General features: G+C 68.8%; 21 protein-coding genes and 1 riboswitch. Of the genes, 11 read left to right on the top strand and 10 right to left on the bottom strand.

The features are described from left to right. Positions 1-53 precede the first annotated feature (53 nt). Both cydB and ACIRO3_RS15820 read right to left on the bottom strand, forming a co-directional pair. Entirely contained in the window at positions 54-1,055 is a 1,002-nt protein-coding gene (gene cydB, locus ACIRO3_RS15825) for a cytochrome d ubiquinol oxidase subunit II (protein ID WP_404136775.1), read from the bottom strand. A 19-nt stretch (positions 1,056-1,074) separates the two neighbouring features. Then, positions 1,075-2,580 (bottom strand): cytochrome ubiquinol oxidase subunit I, encoded by a 1,506-nt coding sequence (locus ACIRO3_RS15820; RefSeq protein WP_404136772.1) that lies wholly within the window; start codon positions 2,578-2,580, stop codon positions 1,075-1,077. A gap of 190 nt (positions 2,581-2,770) precedes the next feature. Here ACIRO3_RS15820 and ACIRO3_RS15815 point away from each other — a divergent pair, with 190 nt between their 5' ends. Then, positions 2,771-3,139 (top strand): cyclophilin-like fold protein, encoded by a 369-nt coding sequence (locus ACIRO3_RS15815; RefSeq protein ID WP_361770767.1) that lies wholly within the window; start codon positions 2,771-2,773, stop codon positions 3,137-3,139. Positions 3,140-3,190: 51 nt separating this feature from the next. On the opposite strand, the gene hisC is transcribed toward ACIRO3_RS15815, so the two are convergent. Next, positions 3,191-4,273, bottom strand: coding sequence for a histidinol-phosphate transaminase (hisC, locus tag ACIRO3_RS15810; RefSeq protein ID WP_404136769.1), 1,083 nt, complete (start codon positions 4,271-4,273; stop codon positions 3,191-3,193). Positions 4,274-4,635: 362 nt separating this feature from the next. Between hisC and ACIRO3_RS15805 the strand changes: the two genes are divergently transcribed. The 4 genes from ACIRO3_RS15805 to ACIRO3_RS15790 all read left to right on the top strand — a co-directional run bounded on the left by ACIRO3_RS15805 (position 4,636) and on the right by ACIRO3_RS15790 (position 9,593). After that, positions 4,636-5,751, top strand: coding sequence for a LacI family DNA-binding transcriptional regulator (locus tag ACIRO3_RS15805; protein WP_361973810.1), 1,116 nt, complete (start codon positions 4,636-4,638; stop codon positions 5,749-5,751). Between the two features lie 252 nt (positions 5,752-6,003). Next, the gene (locus ACIRO3_RS15800) at positions 6,004-7,278 is read left to right on the top strand and encodes a metallophosphoesterase (RefSeq protein WP_404136766.1); all 1,275 of its coding nucleotides are present in this window, start codon (positions 6,004-6,006) and stop codon (positions 7,276-7,278) included. Positions 7,279-7,426: 148 nt separating this feature from the next. Beyond that, positions 7,427-8,239, top strand: a complete 813-nt coding sequence (locus tag ACIRO3_RS15795; RefSeq protein WP_404136763.1) for a hypothetical protein — start codon at positions 7,427-7,429, stop codon at positions 8,237-8,239. Between the two features lie 160 nt (positions 8,240-8,399). After that, the gene (locus ACIRO3_RS15790) at positions 8,400-9,593 is read left to right on the top strand and encodes a glycosyltransferase (protein WP_404136760.1); all 1,194 of its coding nucleotides are present in this window, start codon (positions 8,400-8,402) and stop codon (positions 9,591-9,593) included. Here the strand turns inward: ACIRO3_RS15790 and ACIRO3_RS15785 are convergent. Together ACIRO3_RS15785 and thiC are read right to left on the bottom strand one after the other, a co-directional pair. Continuing rightward, positions 9,590-10,639 (bottom strand): aldo/keto reductase, encoded by a 1,050-nt coding sequence (locus ACIRO3_RS15785; RefSeq protein WP_404137163.1) that lies wholly within the window; start codon positions 10,637-10,639, stop codon positions 9,590-9,592. The genes ACIRO3_RS15790 and ACIRO3_RS15785 overlap by 4 nt on opposite strands. Positions 10,640-10,837: 198 nt before the next feature. Next, positions 10,838-12,625 carry a phosphomethylpyrimidine synthase ThiC gene (gene thiC / locus ACIRO3_RS15780; RefSeq protein ID WP_361770755.1) on the bottom strand — a complete coding sequence of 596 codons (1,788 nt, stop codon included), beginning with the start codon at positions 12,623-12,625 and terminating at the stop codon, positions 10,838-10,840. Continuing rightward, a riboswitch (TPP riboswitch) is annotated at positions 12,620-12,765 on the bottom strand. Its footprint overlaps the gene before it by 6 nt. Before the next feature lie 39 nt (positions 12,766-12,804). On the opposite strand from thiC, the gene ACIRO3_RS15775 reads away from it, so the two are divergent. Beyond that, the gene (locus ACIRO3_RS15775) at positions 12,805-14,229 is read left to right on the top strand and encodes a YibE/F family protein (RefSeq protein ID WP_404136757.1); all 1,425 of its coding nucleotides are present in this window, start codon (positions 12,805-12,807) and stop codon (positions 14,227-14,229) included. A gap of 60 nt (positions 14,230-14,289) precedes the next feature. Here ACIRO3_RS15775 and ACIRO3_RS15770 read toward each other — a convergent pair whose 3' ends face one another. From ACIRO3_RS15770 to ACIRO3_RS15755, 4 genes are all read right to left on the bottom strand, one after another. Beyond that, positions 14,290-14,739 (bottom strand): SsgA family sporulation/cell division regulator, encoded by a 450-nt coding sequence (locus tag ACIRO3_RS15770; RefSeq protein ID WP_404136754.1) that lies wholly within the window; start codon positions 14,737-14,739, stop codon positions 14,290-14,292. Positions 14,740-14,835: 96 nt separating this feature from the next. Beyond that, positions 14,836-15,582, bottom strand: a complete 747-nt coding sequence (locus ACIRO3_RS15765) for a helix-turn-helix domain-containing protein (protein WP_365997359.1) — start codon at positions 15,580-15,582, stop codon at positions 14,836-14,838. A gap of 292 nt (positions 15,583-15,874) precedes the next feature. Beyond that, positions 15,875-16,093, bottom strand: a complete 219-nt coding sequence (locus tag ACIRO3_RS15760; RefSeq protein ID WP_404137160.1) for a DUF5326 family protein — start codon at positions 16,091-16,093, stop codon at positions 15,875-15,877. 142 nt (positions 16,094-16,235) lie between these two features. Next, positions 16,236-16,553 carry a cupin domain-containing protein gene (locus ACIRO3_RS15755; RefSeq protein WP_361770747.1) on the bottom strand — a complete coding sequence of 106 codons (318 nt, stop codon included), beginning with the start codon at positions 16,551-16,553 and terminating at the stop codon, positions 16,236-16,238. Between the two features lie 87 nt (positions 16,554-16,640). Between ACIRO3_RS15755 and ACIRO3_RS15750 the strand changes: the two genes are divergently transcribed. From ACIRO3_RS15750 to ACIRO3_RS15730, 5 genes are all read left to right on the top strand, one after another. Continuing rightward, positions 16,641-17,021 (top strand): phage holin family protein, encoded by a 381-nt coding sequence (locus ACIRO3_RS15750; protein ID WP_361770745.1) that lies wholly within the window; start codon positions 16,641-16,643, stop codon positions 17,019-17,021. A 10-nt stretch (positions 17,022-17,031) separates the two neighbouring features. Then, a complete protein-coding gene (locus tag ACIRO3_RS15745) occupies positions 17,032-17,532 on the top strand; it encodes a low molecular weight protein-tyrosine-phosphatase (RefSeq protein WP_404136748.1) in 501 nt (166 codons plus the stop codon). Beyond that, positions 17,529-18,686, top strand: a complete 1,158-nt coding sequence (locus tag ACIRO3_RS15740; protein WP_404136745.1) for a cystathionine gamma-lyase — start codon at positions 17,529-17,531, stop codon at positions 18,684-18,686. The genes ACIRO3_RS15745 and ACIRO3_RS15740 overlap by 4 nt, the downstream gene beginning before the upstream one ends. A 176-nt stretch (positions 18,687-18,862) precedes the next feature. After that, positions 18,863-19,768, top strand: a complete 906-nt coding sequence (locus tag ACIRO3_RS15735; RefSeq protein ID WP_404136742.1) for a LysR family transcriptional regulator — start codon at positions 18,863-18,865, stop codon at positions 19,766-19,768. Between the two features lie 73 nt (positions 19,769-19,841). After that, positions 19,842-20,321 carry an NUDIX hydrolase gene (locus tag ACIRO3_RS15730; RefSeq protein ID WP_365997354.1) on the top strand — a complete coding sequence of 160 codons (480 nt, stop codon included), beginning with the start codon at positions 19,842-19,844 and terminating at the stop codon, positions 20,319-20,321. 33 nt (positions 20,322-20,354) lie between these two features. Here the strand turns inward: ACIRO3_RS15730 and ACIRO3_RS15725 are convergent, their stop codons facing one another. Then, a complete protein-coding gene (locus tag ACIRO3_RS15725) occupies positions 20,355-21,542 on the bottom strand; it encodes a globin domain-containing protein (RefSeq protein WP_404136738.1) in 1,188 nt (395 codons plus the stop codon). Between the last annotated feature and the right edge of the window lie 44 nt (positions 21,543-21,586).

The raw sequence follows: 21,586 nt of genomic DNA, 5'->3' as shown, positions 1-21,586 counted from the left end.
GTCAGGCAGGCACGGGCTGTTCCCGACTCGAAGAGCCCGGGACGGTCAGCGGCTCAGTGCGCGTCAACGATGTGCTGCGTACCGATGCGCTTGCGGAACACCCAGTAGGTCCAGCCCTGGTAGAGCACGACGACCGGGGTGGCCACCACCGCGAGCCAGGTCATGATCTTCAGGGTGTACGGCGTGGACGAGGCGTTGGTGACGGTGAGGCTCCAGGCATCGTTCAGCGAGGACGGCATGACGTTCGGGAAGAGCGTCAGGAAGAGCATCGCGAAGGCGGAGGCGATGGTGACCCCCGACTGGGCGAACGCCCATCCCTCCCGGCCGGCCCGGTTGAAGCCGAGCGCCGCGAACAGCGCCACGACCGCGACGGCCATGACGATCAGGCTCTTGCCGTCACCCCGCGAGAGCTGGGTCCAGGTCAGGAAGACCAGCGCCAGCACGGCGGTGACCACGCCCAGCCGGGTCGCCAGGCGCCGCGAACGGTCCCGGATGTCGCCGACGGTCTTGAGCGAGGCGAACACCGCGCCGTGGAAGGTGAACAGGGTGAGGGTGACCAGGCCGCCGAGGATCGAGTACCCGTTGAGCAGGTCGAGGAAGGTACCGACGTACTCCTTGTGCTCGTCGATCTTCACGCCCCGGACGATGTTGGCGAAGGCCACGCCCCACAGGAACGCGGGAAGCAACGAGGTCCAGAAGATCGCGTGTTCCCAGTTGGTCTGCCACTTGTCCTCGGGACGCTTGTGGCGGTACTCGAAGGCGACGCCGCGGACGATGAGGCAGACCAGGATGATCAGCAGTGGCAGGTAGAAGCCGGAGAACAGCGTCGCGTACCACTCGGGAAAGGCGGCGAAGGTGGCACCGCCCGCGGTGAGCAGCCAGACCTCGTTGCCGTCCCACACGGGCCCGATCGTGTTGATCAGGACCCGCTTCTCCGTGCGGTCACGGGCGAGCAGCTTGGTGAGTACGCCGATCCCGAAGTCGAAGCCCTCCAGGAAGAAGTAGCCGATCCACAGGACGGCGATGAGCACGAACCAGACGTCTTGAAGTTGCATGGTGTGGTCTCCTCCAGCCTCAGTACGAGAAGGCCATCGGCCGGTCGGAGTTCTTGTCGTCCCCGCCGATCTTGATGGGCGGGTTGAGGTCGGCTTCCGTGAGCTCGGGCGGGCCCGTCTTGACGTACTTCACGAGCAGCTTGACCTCGATCACGGCGAGTACCGCGTAGAGAGCCGTGAAGACGAGCATCGACGTGATGATCTCGCCCTGCGAGACGCTGGGGGAGACGGCGTCACGGGTGCGCAGGACCCCGTAGACCACCCATGGCTGGCGGCCCATCTCGGTGAAGATCCAGCCCCAGGAGTTGGCGATCAGCGGGAAGCCGAGCGTCCAGATCGCGGTGAGCCAGTACAGGCGGGTGAAGCGCGGGCTCAGCGCTGTCCTGAAGAGGACCAGGTGTGGCCGTTCGTCCTCGCCGGTGCGCAGGGCCGGCGGCAGCATGAACTTGCGTCGCGTCAGCCAGAGGCCGATGGCCCCGATGGTGAAGGAGGCCATGCCGAAGCCGATCATCCAGCGGAAGCCCCAGTACGCGACGGGGACCTCCGGCCGGTAGTCGCCGGGACCGTACTTCTCCTGCTCGGCCTTGTTCACGTCGTTGATGCCGGGCACGTAGGAGTCGAAGGTGTTGTCCGCGAGGAACGACAGCAGTCCGGGCACCTCTACGGCGACCTTGTTGTGGCCCTTGTCGACGTCGCCGTAGGCGAAGATCGAGAAGGGGGCTCCCTTCTCCCCGTCCCACAGGGCCTCCGCGGCCGCCATCTTCATCGGCTGCTGCTTGTACATGATCTTGGCGAGGGTGTCGCCGCTCACCGCGGTGAGCAGGCCACCGACCACGACGGCGATCAGGCCCAGCCGCAGCGAGGTGCGCATCACCGGGATGTGGTTCTTGCGCAGCAGGTGGAAGGCCGCGATGCCCACCATGAACGCGCCACCGGTCAACAGGGCGGCGGTGAGGGTGTGGAACACCTGCGCCAGGGCCGTGTTCTGCGTCAGGACGAGCAGGAAGTCGGTGAGCTCGGCCCGCCCGGTCTTCTCGTTGATGCGGTAGCCGACCGGGTGCTGCATCCAGGAATTGGCCGCCAGGATGAAGTACGCGGAGAGGATGGTGCCGATCGACACCATCCATATGCAGGCCAGGTGGATCTTCTTCGGCAGCTTGTCCCACCCGAAGATCCACAAGCCGATGAACGTGGACTCGAAGAAGAAGGCGATCAGGGCCTCGAAGGCCAGCGGCGCCCCGAAGACGTCCCCGACGAACCGCGAGTAGTCGGACCAGTTCATGCCGAACTGGAATTCCTGGACGATGCCCGTGACGACGCCCATCGCGATGTTGATCAGGAAGAGCTTGCCCCAGAACTTCGTGGCCTTGAGGTACTTCTCCTTCTCCGTCCGCACCCAGGCGGTCTGCAAGATCGCGACCAGCGCGGCGAGCGAGATCGTCAGAGGGACGAAGAGGAAGTGGTAGACGGTGGTGATGCCGAACTGCCATCGCGCCAGGGTCTCTGGCGCCAGAGCTTGGTCCACGTCGTCGTCTCCTTCGTGTCGCCGTGGTCACAGCCGCAGTTTGTCTGTTGTGTACTGCTCATAACGGGACGAAGCAGGACACGCTTGTGAACGCGTTCACATTCACAAGCATTATGGCGCATGCGATTTTCGGACGCTTGAGCGGGGTCCCCTCTAGCCAAGACATTCAACAGATTGTTGAATGCGCCCCATGAGGATTCGAATCTCCTGGCCTGCGGGCCAGCTCACCGCGACGCTCGACGAGACCCCGACCAGCAAGTCCCTGGCGGAGGCACTCCCGATTTCCGCCTCCGCCAACACCTGGGGAGAGGAGGTCTACTTCGACACCGGAATCTCGGTGGCCCTGGAACACGACGCCAGGCAGGTGGTCGACCCGGGCACGGTCGCGTTCTGGACCGACGGCGACGCACTCGCGCTGCCCTACGGCCCGACACCCATCTCGCGCGAAGGCGAGAGCCGCCTGGCGAGCCCGTGCAACGTGCTCGGCTCGATCGACGGCGACCCCCGCCTGTTGGCCACCGTCCGCGACGGCGACCCCATCCGCGTGGAACTCGCGTAGTCGAGTACCACCGGCTTCGTACGGCCCGTAGGGCTCGTACGTCCCACCGCCTTACAGCTCCTTGAGGAACGCCTCCGCCGTGTGCAGGAAGAGGTCGTTCGCCTCGGTCTCACCGATCGTGACCCGCAGGCCCTCGCCCGCGAAGGGCCGGACCACCACACCGGCCTTCTCGCAGGCCGCCGCGAACTCGGCGGTCCGCTCCCCCAACCGCAGCCACACGAAGTTGGCCTGCGTCTCGGGAACCACCGTCCAACCCTGCGCGAGCAGGGTGGCGTGCACCCGCGCCCGCTCGCCCACCAGCGCGCCGACCCGGCCCATCAGCTCGTCCTCGGCGCGCAGCGAGGCCACCGCCGCGTCCTGTGCGAGCTGGCTGACACCGAACGGAACCGCCGTCTTGCGCAGCGCGGCGGCGACCGGCTCGTGCGCCACCGCGAAGCCGACGCGCAGGCCGGCCAGGCCGTAGGCCTTGGAGAACGTACGCAGTACGCACACGTTGGGGCGGTCGCGGTAGAGCTCGATGCCGTCCGGTACGTCCGTGTCACGCACGAACTCGCGGTAGGCCTCGTCCAGCACCACCAGGATGTCCGAGGGCACCCGGTCCAGGAACCGCTCCAGCTCCGCCCGGCGCACCGCGGTACCGGTGGGGTTGTTGGGGTTGCAGACGAAAATCAGCCGGGTCCGGTCGGTGATCGCGGCGTACATCGCGTCGAGATCGTGCACGTCCCCGTCGGTCAACGGCACCTGCACGGACCTGGCGCCCGAGATCTGCGTGATGATCGGGTACGCCTCGAAGGACCGCCAGGCGTAGATGACCTCGTCGCCCGGGCCGGCCGTCGACTGGATCAGCGACTGCGCCACGCCGACCGAGCCGGTGCCCGTCGCGATGTGCTCGACCGGTACCCCGAACCGCTCCGCGAGCTCGTTCACCAGACCCGTGCAGGCCATGTCCGGGTAGCGGTTGAAACGACCGGCCGCCGCGACGGCGGTCTCCAGGACCCCGGGCAGCGGCGGGTACGGATTCTCGTTCGAGGACAACTTGAACGCGACGGGCCCACCCGCGGCCGCGGGCTTGCCCGGCTTGTAGGTGGGGATGCCGTCCAGCTCGGCACGCAGCCTCGGGCTCTTCTCGCTCACCGCAGGTCCTCCTCGACCGTCCCGTCGACGTCGCCGCCGACTTAATGCTGCTCACCTTATGAGGATTCCGCCGATCCGAGAATGGCAGGCGCCAGGATCACAGGGGGAGCGCGCGCATATATGCGCGCGCTGGTGGCCTGCGCCGTGGCGCGCATCCCTCGTGCAGGTGAGTTGCGACCCGCCGGACAGCGTCCCGTTTTGGCATGCCCGTACCCGCCGACAAGCCTCACCCTCGCTCAGAACGGCCACAAACCTTTCTTTCCAAGGTCATTGGGGGTGGCGAACCACGCAGAAACGTGCCTGTCAACGCGTGCATATGCACCCGGACCAGCCGCCCCAACGAGCCCTACTATCGGCTCGCCATGACAGCAGCAGGGAAGCATCAGGTGAGCCGGACCGAGACCACCCGGCGGACCGGCGGCCGACAGGGCCGGGCCGGCATCAGAGACGTGGCCGCCGCGGCGGGCGTCTCCATCACGACCGTCTCCGACGCACTCAATGGCAAGGGACGGCTGCCCGACGCCACCCGTCGCCACGTTCGCGAGGTCGCCGACCGGCTGGGCTATCGCCCGTCCGCCGCCGCCCGAACCCTCCGCACGGGCAAGTCGGGCCTCATCGGCCTGACCGTGACCACGTACGGGGATGAACCTTTCACCTTCACCGAATTCGCGTACTTCGCGGAGATGGCGAGGGCGGCGACCTCCGCCGCGCTCGCCCGCGGCTACGCCCTCGTCATCCTGCCCGCCACCTCACGACACGACGTCTGGTCCAACGTGGCCCTCGACGGCACCGTCGTGATCGACCCCTCCGACCACGACCCCGTGGTCAGCGAGCTCGTCCGCCAGGGCCTGCCCGTGGTCTCCGACGGCCGACCGGCCGGTTCCCTCCCCGTCACCGCCTGGGTGGACAACGACCACGAGGCCGCCGTACTCAACCTGCTCGACCACCTCGCCGCCGCGGGCGCCCGCCGGATCGGGCTGCTCACCGGCACCACCACCGACACCTACACGCGGCTCTCCACCACCGCCTACCTCAGCTGGTGCGAGCGCGTCGGCCAAGACCCCGTCTACGAGTCCTACCCCGCCCACGACCCGTGCGCGGGCGCGGTCGCCGCCGACCGGCTGCTCGCCCGACCCGACCGACCCGACGCCGTCTACGGGCTCTTCGACCCCAACGGCACCGACCTGCTCGCCGCCGCCCGGCGCTACGGGCTACGCGTCCCCGAGGACCTGTTGCTCGTGTGCTGCAGCGAATCCACCGTGTACGCGAACACCGAACCGCCGATCACCACCCTGTCCTTGAAACCGCGGCGCATCGGCACGGCCGTCGTGCAGTTGCTCATCGACGCGATCGAGGGGGTCGACACCGGCCGGCCCGTCGAACAGGTCGTTCCGACCGAACTGATCATCCGTACCTCCTCCCAGCGCAGGCAGCCCCGCATGACCGTCAGTCCGCCGCGCTCACCTGCCCAGGACTGACCCCTCGACCGACCGAATCGGCCGCACCGGCCGCCACACCGGCGGGGCCGACGGCCCCGCCAAAGATTTCAACCTCACCGATATCGGTAGAAAGTGGCAGGAAGGACCGGCTCCGGCCAGGATTCACCACCCCTGGTGCGTCACAGAGCGCGAGCCGCATTCCTATGATGGGCGCACGACATCACGGACCCTCCGACCCGGAGGTCAGAGGGTCCGCAGGTGTACGGCAGCGCGACGGTGGTGGAGGGGTCGATGACTCAGGGGGCCGGTCAGGGACCCGCGATGCGGACGGACACGCTGCGAGACTTCCGCGTGCCGGTCACCGAACCCGCCCCGTACGCGGCGTCCGTCGGCTTGTCCGGCGAGCAGCCCGTATACGGCGAGTACCCCGCGTACTACGGCGAAGGCGTGCCCGGACACGCGCAGCCCGAGTACCGGGCGGAGCCGCTCACGCGTCCGATGGACCACGTCGCGGCGCCCCCGGAGGCTGAACACGTGCCCCATCAGCGGGTCTCCGAGCACCGGGACTTCGCACCCGTCGCGTCGGACGTGCCGGAGGCACCCGCCCCGGCCGACGACGAGGAACCCGACGGCTACACGCCCACGCAGCGCGACCTGCCCGTCATCGGGCGGGGTGCCCAGGGTGGACCCGGCGACACGGTCCAGGTCCACTACGTCCCCCAGGAGACCCCCGCGGCAGGGCCCGGCCCGCTGTACGTCGTGGGCGACGTACACGGCTACCTGGACGAGCTCGTCACCGAACTCCAGGCCCAGAACCTCATCGACGCCGACCGGCGCTGGTCCGCGGGCAACGCCCGGCTCTGGTTCCTCGGGGACTTCACCGACCGGGGGCCCGACGGCATCGGGGTCATCGACCTGGTCATGCGGCTGTCCGCCGAGGCGGCCGCAGCGGGCGGCTACTGCAAGGCCCTCATGGGCAACCACGAGCTGCTGCTCATCGGCGCCAAGCGCTTCGGCGACACCCCGATCCACTCCGGCGCCGGCACCGCCACCTTCCAGGCCGCGTGGCTGCTCAACGGCGGTCAGCGCACCGACATGGAGCGGCTGGAGGACGTACACCTCCAGTGGATGTCGCGGCTCGACGCGACCACGCTGGAGGACGGGCACCTGCTGCTGCATTCCGACACCACCGCCTACCTCGACTACGGCAGCTCCATCGAGGACGTCAACGACACCATCCACGAGCTGCTCAACCGCAACGACGCAGACATCACGTGGGACCTCTTCCGAAAGTTCACCAAGCGGTTCGCCTTCCGTGACGAGGAGACCGGCCCGCAGGCCGTGCGGGAACTCCTGAGCACCTACGGAGGTGGCCGCGTCGTGCACGGACACAGCCCCATCCCGTACCTGCTCGGCGAGGTGGGCACCGAGGACGGCGACGAGCCGCGCGGTCCCGAGGTCGTGGACGGCCCGCACGTGTACGCGGACAGGCTGGCCATCGCGATGGACGGCGGGGTCACGATGGCCGGCAAGCTCCTGGTCGTACAGCTGCCTCTGCGCGACTGAGCGTTCGCTGAGCGGGGTATTTCCGGAAAGCCCCTGTCACGGCGTGGCATGGGCGCTCTACCATCGCTCTATCCGCAGCAGGCTCTCCTCCGTTTGTGCCGGCGCCCGGGTCTACGCGGGCATACCGGCTTGTACGGAGCATCGGGGGATGCACATGACCAGCGCTCCGCACCTGCTCACCGAAGATCGACCGGAATTCGATCGGCTCCTCGACGAGGCGCTGCGCACGGCGAACGAGCGGCCCGAACTCGCCGCCCTGGGCGAACGACTGAACGCCGAACAGTTGCGCACCATGGCCATGGGGGCCAGTGCGATCCTGACGGCGGCCGCCGCCGCCGAGTACGACCACTTCGTGAAGGTCCGCGAGGACCTGCGCGACGAGGCCCTGACGGGCTCGGGAAGGACCGGAGAGGGCCAGGACAACGGTCAGGACGGCGGGGCGGGAGTGAGCGCCATCGTGGCCGTCCTGGCGCCGGTCCTGGCCGGCACCGCCATGCTGATCTTCCTGCTGGTGGGCTACAGCCTCAAGATGCTCGACCCCGAACCCGCGTTCGCCAAAACGATGCTGACGGCCGGTTGGCTCTTCGGCGCCCTCACCGTGGCCGCGCTGTTGTTCGCGGTGATCGGGCTGCTGGTGACGGCGATCCGCAACAGCTCCACCGAGGTAGCGGCCACAGAGACCGTCGCGATACCCGACGAGCTCTCCCGCGCCCGGGAGGCCTGGCGCAACGCCCTGCTGGAACGCGGCATCATGCCGTTCCTGCGGGACGCGCTGGCCGATCCGAGCACCCGCCCGGGCTCGCCCGTCCGACGACTTCCCTCCAGCCGGATGCCCAACCTCGGTTACACCGCGCCGGACTTCACGAGCCCCGGCACGTCCGGAGGAGCCGCGCGGCCCGGCTACTCGCCGCCGGACTTCACCAGCCCGGACTTCGGAGGCGCGGAACACGAACGGGAGTGACCTGATCGCCGCCCGCCCGTGTTGGGCGGAACGGCCCATCGGACAGGACCACTTGGCGGCGCCCCGGGGACCACCCCGGCCGCACACCGGCGTGCCGTCCCGCGGCCCCGCGAACCCCTCCCTAGGGTCAGCGGCCGTGAATCCGACCATTTGCCTCTGCATGATCGTGAAGAACGAGGCCGCCGTCATCGAACGCTGCCTCGACTCCGTACGGCATCTCATCGACACCTGGGTCATCTCCGACACGGGCTCCACGGACGCCACCCCCCAGCTGATCCGCACGGCCCTGCACGGGATCCCCGGCGAGCTGCGCGAGGACCCGTGGGTCGACTTCGGGCACAACCGGAGCCTCAACATCGGTCACGCCCGCGGCAAGGCCGACTACCTGCTCCTCCTCGACGCGGATCACGTCCTGCGCCCCGACGGACCGCTGCCCCCGCTCACCGCGGACTCGTACATGCTCCGCCACCTCGGCCCGACCGAGTACCGCGTCAAACGCCTGGTCCGCAGCGACCTCCCCTGGCGGTACGAGGGCGTCACCCACGAGTACCTCACCTGCGATCGGCGCGACGAGAACGACAGACGCCCCGGACTCCAGGAGAACCTCGACGCCCTCGCCATCGAGGACCATGCCGACGGTGGCTCCCGGCACGACAAGTTCGAACGGGACGCCCGCCTGCTGGGCGCCGAATTCCAGCGGGACCCGTCCAACACCCGAACCGTCTTCTACCTCGCCCAGACACTGCGCGACATGGGCGACACGGCGGCCGCCGTCCGGCTCTACGAGCGACGCGCGGCCATGGGCGGGTGGGCCGAGGAGGTCTACTGCGCGCTGCTCCAGGCCGGCATCCTGCGCGGTGACTCCGGCGACACCGCCGACTGGCCCGCCGCCATGGACGCTCTCTCGCGGGCCTGGGAGTCCCGGCCCGAGCGCCTGGAAGCCTGCTACGAACTCGCCTCAAGGCTGCGCCTCCAAGGCCGCCACCACGGCGCGCACGCGATCACCGGCGCCGTCCTCGACCAGCCGGCCCCGGACGACCTGCTGTTCGTCCAACCCTGGGTGTACCGGTGGGGTCTGCTCTTCGAGCACTCGATCACCGCCTACTGGGTGGGAGATGTGGCCGGGTCCCTCCGCGCCTGCGACCGACTGCTCGCGATGCCCGACCTTCCGGAGACCTACCGTCGGCAGACCGAGATCAACCGCGGGTTCGCCGTCTCCCGTGCCCAGCTCCGGTCCGTGATGCCTGTTTCACGTGAAACGGGCCTGCCTGTTTCACGTGAAACATCCGGGTCTGTTTCACGTGAAACCTCTGCTTCTGTTTCACGTGAAACGTCGCACGGCTCCGGCCTCTAACCCGCCGAGCGGTCCCCGAGCGCCCGCCGTCGCTGCGCCACCTCCGTCAGCGCCGGCGGGCGCCAGACACCGTCGGGCTGGTAGAGGTTGTGGCCCGGCGGCACGATCTCGTCGATCCGGTCGAGCACCGCGTCGTCGAGGACCAACCCAGCTCCGTCGACCAGCGACTCCATCTGCTCCATGGTGCGCGGGCCGATGATCACCGAGGTGACGGCCGGGTGCGCCACCGGGAATGCCACCGCCAGTTCCGGGAGTGAGCAGCCGATCTCGTCGGCCAACTCGACGAGCCGCTCCACGGCTTCCAGCTTCGCGACGTTGCCGGGAATCGCCGGGTCGAACCGAGCGGGCGTCAGTGCCGCCCGCCCCGATGTCAGGTCGACGGATCCACCGAGCCGGTACCTGCCGCTCAGGAATCCGGATGCGAGCGGACTCCAGGTCAGCACACCCATGCCATGGCGCCGGGCCACGGGGAGCACGGCGGCCTCGATGCCGCGGGCGAGGATCGAGTACGGCGGTTGCTCCGTGCGGAACCGCGGCAGCGCTCGGCGCTCGGCGACGTGATGCGCCTCGACCAGTTCGTCGGCCGGGAAGGTGGAGCACCCGAAGGCCCGGATCTTGCCTGCCCGCACCAGGTCACCGAGTACGGCCAGGGTCTCCTCGACGTCGGTGCCGTGGTCGGGCCGGTGCACCTGGTAGAGGTCGATCCAGTCGGTGTCCAGCCTCCGGAGACTGTCCTCCACGGCCCGGACGATCCACCGCCGCGAGTTTCCGCTGCGGTTGCGTCCCTCCCCCATCTGGAAGTGCACCTTCGTGGCGAGCACGACGTCGTCGCGGCGCCCCTTGAGTGCCTTGCCCACGATCACCTCCGACTCGCCTGCGGAGTACATGTCCGCAGTGTCGACGAAGTTGATCCCCCGGTCGAGCGCGGCGTGGATGATCCGTACGCACTCCTCGTGATCCGGGTTCCCCACGGCCCCGAACATCATGGTGCCGAGGCAGTGAGCGCTCACCTCTATGCCGGTCCCGCCCAGATTTCTGTATCGCATGGTCATGGCGGTGGACTCTAGGAGTTGAAGCACACTCGAACGCAAGGGATTCGGGCGCGAGGGATTCGGGCGCCAGGGATTCGAGCGCCAAAGATTCGAGCGCTGGGGATTCGATGCCCGAACGTCGCGACGAACGGACGAAGGTGCCACCGCTGTCCGATCCCCCCGGTCCGGACAACGACGGCACCGCGTCCCGCGTCAGTCCGCCAGTGGCAGGTAGACGCGGTTGCCCGAGGCGGCGAACTCGGCGGACTTCTCCGCCATGCCCGCCTGGATCTCATCCGCCTTCAGGTCACCACCGTGCTCACGGCGGATGTCCTGGGAGATCTTCATCGAGCAGAACTTGGGCCCGCACATGGAGCAGAAGTGCGCGGTCTTGGCCGGCTCCGCCGGGAGGGTCTCGTCGTGGAAGGAGCGAGCCGTGTCCGGGTCGAGGGCCAGGTTGAACTGGTCCTCCCAACGGAATTCGAAACGGGCGTCCGACAGCGCGTCGTCCCACTCCTGGGCACCCGGGTGTCCCTTGGCCAGGTCGGCCGCGTGAGCGGAGATCTTGTACGTGATGACGCCGGTCTTCACGTCGTCCCGGTTGGGCAGGCCCAGGTGCTCCTTGGGCGTCACGTAGCAGAGCATCGCGGTACCCCACCAGGCGATCATGGCGGCGCCGATGCCGGAGGTGATGTGGTCGTACGCGGGAGCGACGTCGGTGGTCAGCGGCCCGAGCGTGTAGAACGGCGCCTCCTCGCAGATCTCCTGCTGGAGGTCGATGTTCTCCTTGATCTTGTGCATCGGGACGTGGCCCGGGCCCTCGATCATCGTCTGGACGTTGTGCCGCTTGGCGATGGTGTTCAGCTCGCCCAGCGTCCGCAACTCCGCGAACTGCGCCGCGTCGTTCGCGTCGGCGATGGAGCCGGGGCGCAGGCCGTCACCCAGCGAGTACGTGACGTCGTACGCCGCCAGGATCTCGCAGAGCTCCTCGAAGTTCGTGTAGAGGAAGTTCTCCTTGTGGTGCGCGAGGCACCACGCGGCCATGATCGAGCCACCGCGCGAGACGATGCCGGTCTTGCGGCGGGCGGTCAGCGGCACGTACGGCAGCAGCACGCCGGCGTGCACCGTCATGTAGTCGACGCCCTGCTCGGCCTGCTCGATGACCGTGTCCTTGTAGATCTCCCACGTCAGGTCCTCGGCACGGCCGTCGACCTTCTCCAGCGCCTGGTACAGCGGCACGGTGCCGATCGGGACGGGGGAGTTGCGCAGCACCCACTCACGCGTGGTGTGGATGTTGCGGCCGGTGGAGAGGTCCATGACCGTGTCGGCGCCCCACTTGGTCGCCCAGGTCATCTTGTCCACCTCCTCCTCGATGGAGGAGGTGACGGCCGAGTTGCCGATGTTGGCGTTGACCTTCACCAGGAAGCGCTTGCCGATGATCATCGGCTCGATCTCCGGGTGGTTCACGTTCGCCGGAAGCACCGCGCGACCTGCCGCGATCTCCTCGCGGACGACCTCGGGGGAGACGTTCTCGCGGATCGCGACGTACTCCATCTCCGGGGTGATCTCGCCCCGCCGGGCGTACGCGAGCTGTGTGACGGCGGCGCCGCCGCGGCCCCGGCGGGGCTGACGCGGCCGGCCCGGGAAGACCGCGTCGAGGTTCTTGAGGCCGCCGCGGGGCGACGTGTGCTTGATGCCGTCGTCCTCGGGACGCACGGGGCGGCCCGAGTACTCCTCGGTGTCGCCGCGACCGATGATCCAGTTCTCGCGCAGCGGAGCGAGGCCCCGGCGGACGTCCGTCTCGATCTGGGGGTCGGTGTACGGACCGGACGTGTCGTAGAGCGTCACGTCCTTGCCGTTGGTGAGGTGGACCTGGCGGACCGGTACCCGGATGTCGGGCCGGGATCCCGCCAGGTATCCCTTGTGCCAGCCGGGCTGGCGCTCGGTCTGGCCGTCGGCGTCCTGGCTGACGGCAGGCGTGCGTGCGTCCTGAATGGTCATGAGACCTGATCTCCCTACGCCGGCATTACCCGGTAACAGGTTCGGCGGTCGACGCAGCCTCTTCCCGTACGTCGTGACGACGTGCGTACGGTGATCAGCGCCCTCTCAGCCCGGTGCTCCGAGCTCCCGCGTTGTGCAAAGGTGCCCCCACGCTAGCGTCATCTGTGGCGTGCTGAACAGTGGGCCCCCTCATCTCTTGCGATGATCGGCCGGTGACGACCTCGCCGCAGCCCCCCACCGAACCCGTAGAGCACCCCGGTCACGCCGGCCACGAACACTCCCCACACGGCCATGTGCCAAGCCCCTCCCACGGACATTCCCACAGCCACAGCCACGGCCCGGCTGCTCCCGTTTCCAAGCACCTGCGCAAGGTCATCGCGGCCGTACTGATCCCCTTCGCCACCGCCGTCTTCATCGGCATGGTGGTGCTCTGGCCGGGGGGCGCCCCCGCCCACGAACGCACCGGAGTCGGGTTCGACCGCCAGACCCAGCAGGGGAAGGTCGTCGCCCTGGCCCAGGTCGACTGCAAGTCGGTGAACGCCTCGCAGGTCCCACCCACCGGCGACACCTCCACTCCCGAGGGCCGTGAGGCCCAGGCGGCGCAGACCGGCGAGTGCAAGAAGGCCACCATCGAGGTCACCAGTGGCTCCGACGAGGGCCGGACCTTCTTCGAGATCGTCCAGCCCGGCGCTCCGCGCCAGTTGGCGAACGGTCAGGAAGTGGTGGTCGCGTACGCCCCGGACGCGCCCCGAGACCTCCAGTACTCCGTGATCGACGTCAACCGGAAGTTCCCGATGGCGCTGCTCGCCGGGATCTTCGCCCTCGCGGTCGTCATCGTCGGGCGGATGCGTGGACTGTTCGCGCTGATCGCCCTCGCCGTCAGTTTCAGCGTCCTGACCCTCTTCATCCTCCCGGCGATCCTCCAGGGGTCCAATCCGCTGCTCGTAGCGGTCATCGGAGCCAGCGCGATCATGCTGATCGCCCTCTACATGTGCCACGGGCTGACCGCGCGCACCTCGGTCGCCGTCCTGGGGACGCTCGTCTCGCTCTTGCTGATCGGCCTGTTGGGGTCGTGGTTCATCGGCTGGGCCTTCCTCAGCGGGAACACCGACGACAACACCGGCCTGATCCACGGTCTTTACCCGGAGATCGACATGAGCGGCCTGCTGCTCGCGGGCGTGATCATCGGGTCCCTGGGCGTCCTCGACGACGTGACGGTCACCCAGACCTCGGCGGTATGGGAACTCCACCAGGCAGACCCGAAGATGGGTCCGCGAGCCCTGTACCGGGCGGGCATCCGGATCGGCCGCGACCACATCGCGTCCGTCGTCAACACGCTGGTGTTGGCGTACGCGGGCGCGGCCCTGCCCCTGCTCCTGCTGTTCTCGATCGCGAACAGCAGCATGGGCGCGGTCGCCAACAGCGAACTGGTCGCGGAGGAGATCGTACGCACCCTCGTGGGCTCGATCGGGCTCGTGGCCTCGGTACCGGTCACCACGGCACTGGCCGCGCTGGTGGTCTCAGCCGACCGCCCGGGCGCTCCGGGCGCCACGCCGGCCGCGGGGCCGGTACGCGGCGGCCGGGGCCGGCGACGCAAGCGCTGAACATCGGGGCGGGACCGGACAGGGGCGACGGCGGGTGGGCGCGACGAACGGGGGAGCCGCTCAGCCCGCGTTCCGCTCGTTCTGCTGGGACGAGTCCAGGATCTTGCCGAGCGCCTCGTCGAGGTTCCCCTCGAAGTCACTCAGAGTGCGCTCCTGACCGAGCGGAACAAGCCGGTCGGTCCGGTCGAGGAACGCGACGAGCGGCGCCGCGCCGGCACGGAACAACGCGCGGTCTCCCCCGACCTGCAGACGGATGTGGACGTCGGACAGCTCTTCCGGCTCGGTGGGAGCGATGTGCACATCGCCTTCACCACAGGACTTGTTGATGCCGTCGAGGAGCAGCTCTCGGCCGAATGCCCAGGTCACAGGGGCGTCGCCGGGGAGGTGGAAGGTCAGGCGTACCGCGTAGGGGTCGTGAGCGTCGTATCGGAGTTCCACCGGGATCCGGAACGAAAGCTCCTCGGAAACGAGGAAGTTCATCATGACCTCTGCCTGTACGGACTCGCGCATTGCCTACCCCGCTGTCGTGGAAGTGGCCAGGAATGGTCCCTCTAGGCCTCTTGACAAGAGTGGTGGAAGCGCTTGCGGATCACAAGGAGTGAGTTTTCAGATACTGATAGAGAAGGAGAGGGTGCTCAACAGCGCGCCTACTTCACTCCGTAGTCGATTGACTACATAGAGCAACTCGCCCTCTTGGTGTAGGGGGAGGGAAATGGCCATCGTCGCGGCGGTGTCCCCCGCGGTGATCGGAATGGCCGCGCACACCGTGCCCAGGGAGTACTCCTGCCGTTCGACGACGGGTTGCATCCGGCCCAGGGCTGCGATGCGCTGCTCCAGGGAGTGCATGTCCCGCACCGTGTACGGGGTGATGGCCTCGACCGGGTGCCGCTCGTAGTAGTCCTTGCGCGTCGTTTCGTCGAGCTGGCCCAAGAGGCACTGACCGATGGCGTGGGCGTGGCCGGTCTCCCGAAAGTCCGCCCATTCCTCGCACGCCGGGCTGGCCTGGGTGTCCGAAACACCCACGACCTCGATCTCACCCTCGCGGAAGACCGCGAAGTAGACGGGTGCCCCCACGGCTTCGCGGAAGTGCGCGAGCGAGTCGAGGATCATGCTGCGACGTTTCTGCTGAAGTCCCCCAACGGCCAGCCGCCCTGCGGCGTCGCCGAGTACGAAGACTCCGCCCTCTCTGCGCAGATAGCCCTCGTGGGTCAGTGTGCGCAGCAGGTGATACGCGGTGGGGAGCGGAAGTCCGGCCTCGCGGGCCAGTTGCTTCGCGGGCGCTCCCCCACTGTGTGAGGCCACGGCTTCGAGCAGTCTCAACGCCCGCTGCACCGAACCGATCAGAGTCGGCACAGCGGAATTGTGAACCGAAGACAAAGCTCACCCCCAGGCATGGCACGGGCCTTGAGGGGCCCGCTCTGCGGGGGCCACCCCCGCACATGCCGTGATCCTGGGGGTCACACGTGTCGGCTAGGCGTCATAGCCGCAGGTCAGAGCGGCAGTACCGGCTTTTTCGGTGCCCCGGGAACGGCACAGATTGCCACTCTATCCATCGATTCCGTGGGTATGGATGGTTTCACGCGTCACGTTCCCTCTGCTGGCTCAATCCCGGTGCCGGTCGGAGGGGGCGTTCTACCAGTCCGTTCTACCAGTCCTGGGAAGAGGACTTCGAACCGTTGCCGGTGAACTTCTTGACCACGAAGATCAGCCCGCCGACCAGGGCGACGAAGAGCAGCAGCTTGAAGACGAGCGCGATCAGCGTGCCGAGGACGGTGGTGATCACACCGCCGAAGACGACCAGGGCCAGCAGTGGAACGGCGATCCACTTGACCCACCACGGCATGCCCTCGAACATCGCTCGGATCCCGTCCATGTCCCCTACCTCTTCCTCGTCCGTGACTTCCTGCTCTCGATGCTAGGAGGACACGGCTTCGCACGGGGCCCCGCGAGCCCTCGGAACCCCCTGATCCGACCCCTAGGGGGATCAGGGGGCCGACCCTCAGCCGTCAGCCTTCCGGCGGGGAGAACACCACCAACACCTTCAGCGGCTCGGTGATGTGGTGGAACTTGTGCGGCACTCCGGCCGGCACGTAGACGACGCTGCCGTTGGCCACCGTCTCGGTCTCCTCCCCGACCGTGATCGAGGCCCGGCCGCTCACCACGTAGTACACCTCGTCCTGCCGGTGCGGCTGTTGCGGGTCGCTCTGCCCCGCGTCGAGCGCGTACAACCCGACCGACATGTTCCGCTCCCGCAGGAATTGGAGGTAGGCGCCGTCGTTGGCGGCCCGCTCCGATTCGAGTTCGTCCAGCCGGAAGACCTTCATCGTTCCTCTACCCCTTGCTCCGTGGTGCCGCGGGATCCGCTGATCTGCCGATGTCCCGCCAGGACCTTCTCTGCAACGATCGGACGCATGACGAATTTCGTAGTCAAGACTCTCGCCAACGCGGCGGCCCTGGCCGTCGCCATCTGGCTGCTCGCCGGCATCACCCTCGACGACGGCAGCAGCACGGGCCGGCGGGCGCTCACGCTGATCCTGGTCGCCCTGGTCTTCGGCCTGGTCAACTTCATCGTCAAGCCCGTGGTGAAGCTGCTCTCGCTCCCCCTGTTCGTCCTCACTCTCGGCCTCTTCACCCTTGTCGTGAACGCCTTGATGTTGCTGCTGACCTCCTGGCTTGCGAAGCAGTTCGACCTCAGCTTCCACGTCGACGGATTCTGGACCGCCCTCCTCGGCGGTCTGATCATCTCCATCGTCTCCTGGGCCGTGAACATGGCCCTGCCCGACAAGGACTGAACGGACGCCCATGTACCGCGTGTGCTTCGTCTGCACGGGCAACATCTGCCGCTCTCCCATGGCCGAGTCCGTCTTCCGCGCCCACGTCGCCGAAGCGGGGCTCGCCCACCGGATCGCGGTGGACAGCGCCGGCACCGGTGGGTGGCACGAGGGCGACGGCGCCGACCCGCGCGCCGTGTCCGTGCTGGAGGCGTCCGGGTACGAGCAGGACCACCGTGCCCGACGCTTCCGGGCCGCGTGGTTCGACCGGCTCGACCTCGTCATCGCGCTCGACGCCGGTCACCTGCGGGACTTGCGCGCGCTCGCCCCCACCCCCGAGGACGCCGCCAAGGTCCGGCTGCTACGTTCCCACGACCCCGATGCCACCGGCGCGGATGACGAGGGGCTGGACGTACCGGACCCCTACTACGGCTCCCTCGACGGGTTCGAGGAGTGCCTGGAACTGATCGAGGCCGCGAGCCCCGGCCTGCTGAACGCCGTACGCGCGGCGGTAAAGGAGCCCACCCCGTGAACGACCCGCACACCCCCGGAAGCGACGGGTACGGCGACGGCACCCGGGCCGTCCGCGCCGGCCTGCCCGAACCGGTCAAGAATGAGCCGACCCTCCCCGGGCCAGTCTTCGCCGCGCACTTCCACCTGCCCGGCGACGTCGAAGGGCCGTACACCTACGGCCGCGACACCAATCCCACCTGGACCCTGCTGGAGAAGGCCATCGGGGAACTGGAGGCGCCCGGCCGCAGCGACGCCGAGACGATCGTCTTCGCCTCCGGCATGGCCGCGATCTCCGCCGTCCTGCTCTCCCAGGCACGCACCGGCGACACCGTCGTCCTCCCCGACGACGGCTACCAGGCGCTGCCGCTGCTCCGCGAGCAACTGGAGGCGTACGGAATCCACGTGCGCACCGCCCCGACCGCCGACGAGGCCCAGCTGGGCGAGCTCCACGGAGCCCGACTGCTGTGGATCGAGACCCCGTCCAACCCGGGGCTCGACGTCTGCGACGTGCGGCGCCTGGTCGCGGCCGCGCACGCCGGCGGAACCCTGGTCGCCGTCGACAACACCCTCGCCACCCCGCTCGGGCAACGGCCCCTGGAACTCGGCGCGGACTTCTCCGTCGCCAGCGGCACCAAGGGACTCACCGGTCACGGTGATCTTCTCCTCGGCTACGTGGTGTGCCTCGACCCCGCGCTCGCGGCGGCCGTCCGCCGCTGGCGCAAGATCGTCGGAGCGATCCCCGGGCCCATGGAGGCCTGGCTCGCCCACCGCTCCCTCGCCACCATCCAGTTGCGCGCCCAGCGCCAGTGGGCCAACGCCCTGGCCGTCGCCGAAGCGCTGGCCGAACGCGGCGACGTGAGCGGACTGCGCTACCCGGGCCTTCCCTCGGACCCGTCGCACAAGACGGGGGCGCGCCAGATGCGGGGCTTCGGCTCGGTGGTCTCCTTCACCCTGGCGGACCGCGGACGAGCGGAACGGTTCATGGACGCCCTGCGACTGGTGGAGGACGCCACGAGTTTCGGGGGAGTACGGTCCACCGCCGAGCGTCGTGGACGGTGGGGCGGCGACGCCGTGCCGGAGGGGTTCATCCGCTTCTCCGCCGGCGCCGAGGACACCGAAGACCTGGTCGCCGACGTGTTGCGAGCCCTTGACCGCGCCGGTCAGGGCCACTGAGCGGCACCGAAAAGGCGGTCCGAGCCTCCCCCCTGGTGGCTCGGACCGCCTCTGGTTCCTCGTGTGAAGAACCACGTCGACAAGGCTAGTTGACTGTCTGTCAGAGTCCAATCACGGTAACGACAGGGGCCTATCGGCATATTTATAGTTGAAGGCCCCCACCGAGAGGGGCCCTCATGGACCTGGCCCTGCTGCGTACCTTCGTCGCCGTGCACCGAGCGGGCTCGTTCACTCGGGCCGCCACGCTCCTCGGGCTGTCCCAGCCGGCCGTCACCTCGCAGATACGAACCCTCGAACGCCAGCTGGGGCGGCCCCTGTTCCACCGGCGTGCCCGGGGCGTCACTCCCACCGCCGTCGGCGACGAGCTCGCGCACAAAGCCGCCCCGCACCTGGACGCGCTGCTCCGGATCGCCGAAACCGAACGGGAGGCCACCGGGGCCTTACGCACACTGCACGTCGCCGGGCCTCCCGAGTTCCTGAGCCTTCGCGTGCTCCCCGCCCTCGCACCGCTGGTCGGCCAGGGCCAGACCCTGCGCACCGCCCTGAGCGCCGACGCCGAGGAGACCCTCGACGGCCTGGCCTCCGGACAGCACGACCTCATCGTCACGACCTCCCGCCCGCGCGGCTCCCTGTTCACCGCCACCGCTCTCTGCGACGAGGAACAGGTCCTGGTCGCGGCCCCCTACTGGGCCGCACTCGTCGATGCGGAACCCCTGCGCGCCAAGGGGCCCGGCGCATCCGGCGCACTCGACGGAATCCCCGTGGTCGAGGTCCACGAGAGCCTGCCCCTCGTCACCCGCTACTGGGCCGCCGTGTTCGACAGCCTGCCCGACACCGCCGCCACCGTGATCGCCCCCGACCTGAGGGCGGTACTGGAGTGCGTCCGCGCCGGCGCGGGACTCGCCGTCCTGCCCCGCTACCTGTGCCAAGACGCCCTCGACAGCCGGCGGATCGTCTCGCTGCTGGAGCCCGCCGTGCCACCGCTGCGCACCTGGTTCCTCGTCGTACGCACCGGAAGCCTGGCCCTCGCCCATCTCGCCCGGGCCCACGACCGGCTCCTGCACACGGCCACGGACTGGTGAGCCGACCGGCCCGGGGCGGGGCCGTTTCACGGGCCCGCGTTTCAGAAGCGGAAGTCTGGGCCACTCTTCTCCCATGACCGAACGCCCCGTGGTCAAACGCACCGCCCGCGCGATCCTGCTCGACGGTGACGACCTGATCCTCATCAAGCGCACCAAGCCCGGCGTCGACCCGTACTGGCTGACCCCAGGCGGTGGAGTGGAGTCCTCGGACGCCACCGTCGTCGACGCGCTCCATCGCGAGGTCCACGAAGAACTCGGCGCGAAGATCACCGACGTGGTGCCCTGCTTCGTCGACACCGTCGAGCACATCGCCGACGGTGGAGTCACCGGAGTGAAGGTGCAGCACTTCTTCGTCTGCCATCTCGAATCCATGGACCCGGACCAACGCCACGGCCCCGAGATCGACGAGCCCGAGGGCGAGTACGAGATCGTCCGCGTGCCGTTCAGCCGGGTCGGCATCGCCGCCGTCCACCTCGTCCCGCTGTCCCTGCGCCACTACCTCGACGGCAACATCGAGGGCGTGCGCGCCATGCACGCCCCCGACCTGGGCTGAGCCTCCCGACGAGCCGGCAGGCGTCCCCCGGTCTCAGCCCGCGACGCCCGCCAGCTCCTCCACCGCGTCATAGCGGATCCGCTCCCCGGGGATCCCGATGCGCTTGAGCGCGTCCACACCGCTGCGGATCATCGCGGGCGGGCCCGAGATGAACGCGTCGTACGAGCTCCACGGTCCGTGCTCTCCGACGGCCTGCGGCAACTGCCCGTCCAGCCCCCCGCCGATCACGGGACGCACCGACAACCAGGGGTGCGAGCGCTGGAGCCCGAGCAGGGTGTCCTTGTCGTACAGGTCGTGGTCGCTGCGCGCGCCGAAGAAGACCTCCATCGGGCGGCGTTCCCCGTGCTCGGCCACGTCCTCGATCAGCGCCTTGATAGGGGCGATCCCGGTGCCGCCGCCCAGACACAACATGCCGTTGTCCGTCGTGTGGTCCACCACCATCGAGCCGGCCGGAGGCCCCAGGCGCAGCACGTCGCCCGGTCGGGCGTGCCGTACCAGGGCGTTGGAGACCCAACCCGCCGGAACGGCCTTGACGTGGAAGGAGAGCAAGCCGTCCGCGCGCGGGGCGGAGGCGAAGGAGTAGTGCCGCCACACCCGGGGCCACCACGGGGTCTCCAGGCTCGTGTACTGCCCTGCGACGAACGGGTACGGCTGGTCGGGCCTGACGGTCAACACCGCGATGTCCGAGGTGCGCAGGTCGTGGGAGACCACCTCCGCGTGCCACCAGGCCGGTGCCTTGGCCTCGTCCTCGGAGGCCGCGTCGATCATGATCTGGGAGATCGTCGTGTACGCCCGCACCCACGCCGCCTCGGTCTGCGGCCCCCACGTCAGCTCGGCGTACCGGGCCAGCGCGCCCAGCAGGGCCTCACCCACCGCGGGATAGTGGGCCGCCATGGTGCCGTACTTGCGGTGTCCGGTTCCCAGTCGGCGCAGATACGGGCCGAGCACATCCGGGTTGTCGATGTGCTCGGCGGCGGTCAGCAGGGCTTTCAGCAGGCGGTCGCGCTGGGTGTCCATCGCCGCGGGGAACATGCCCCGTACCTCGGGATGCCCCGTGAACACCAGGGCGTAGAAGTACGAGGTCACTCGGTCGGCGACGGGCTCGATCTCCGCCAGGGTCCGGCGGATGAGCACGGCGTCGGGAGACGGCTCGACCTCACCTTCCCCGGACGGTATCCGGCCCGTCCGCCGTCTTGCCGATCTGGTGGACGGAGCGTCCATGCGGTGCCTCGCTTCGAGAATCTCGGTAGGTCTGCACACGCCAC

Source organism: Streptomyces sp. NPDC102278 (assembly GCF_044766345.1).
Lineage (GTDB): Bacteria > Actinomycetota > Actinomycetes > Streptomycetales > Streptomycetaceae > Streptomyces.
The sequence above is the reverse complement of the archived record's forward strand: the minus strand, read 5'-3'. Positions and strand labels throughout refer to the sequence as shown.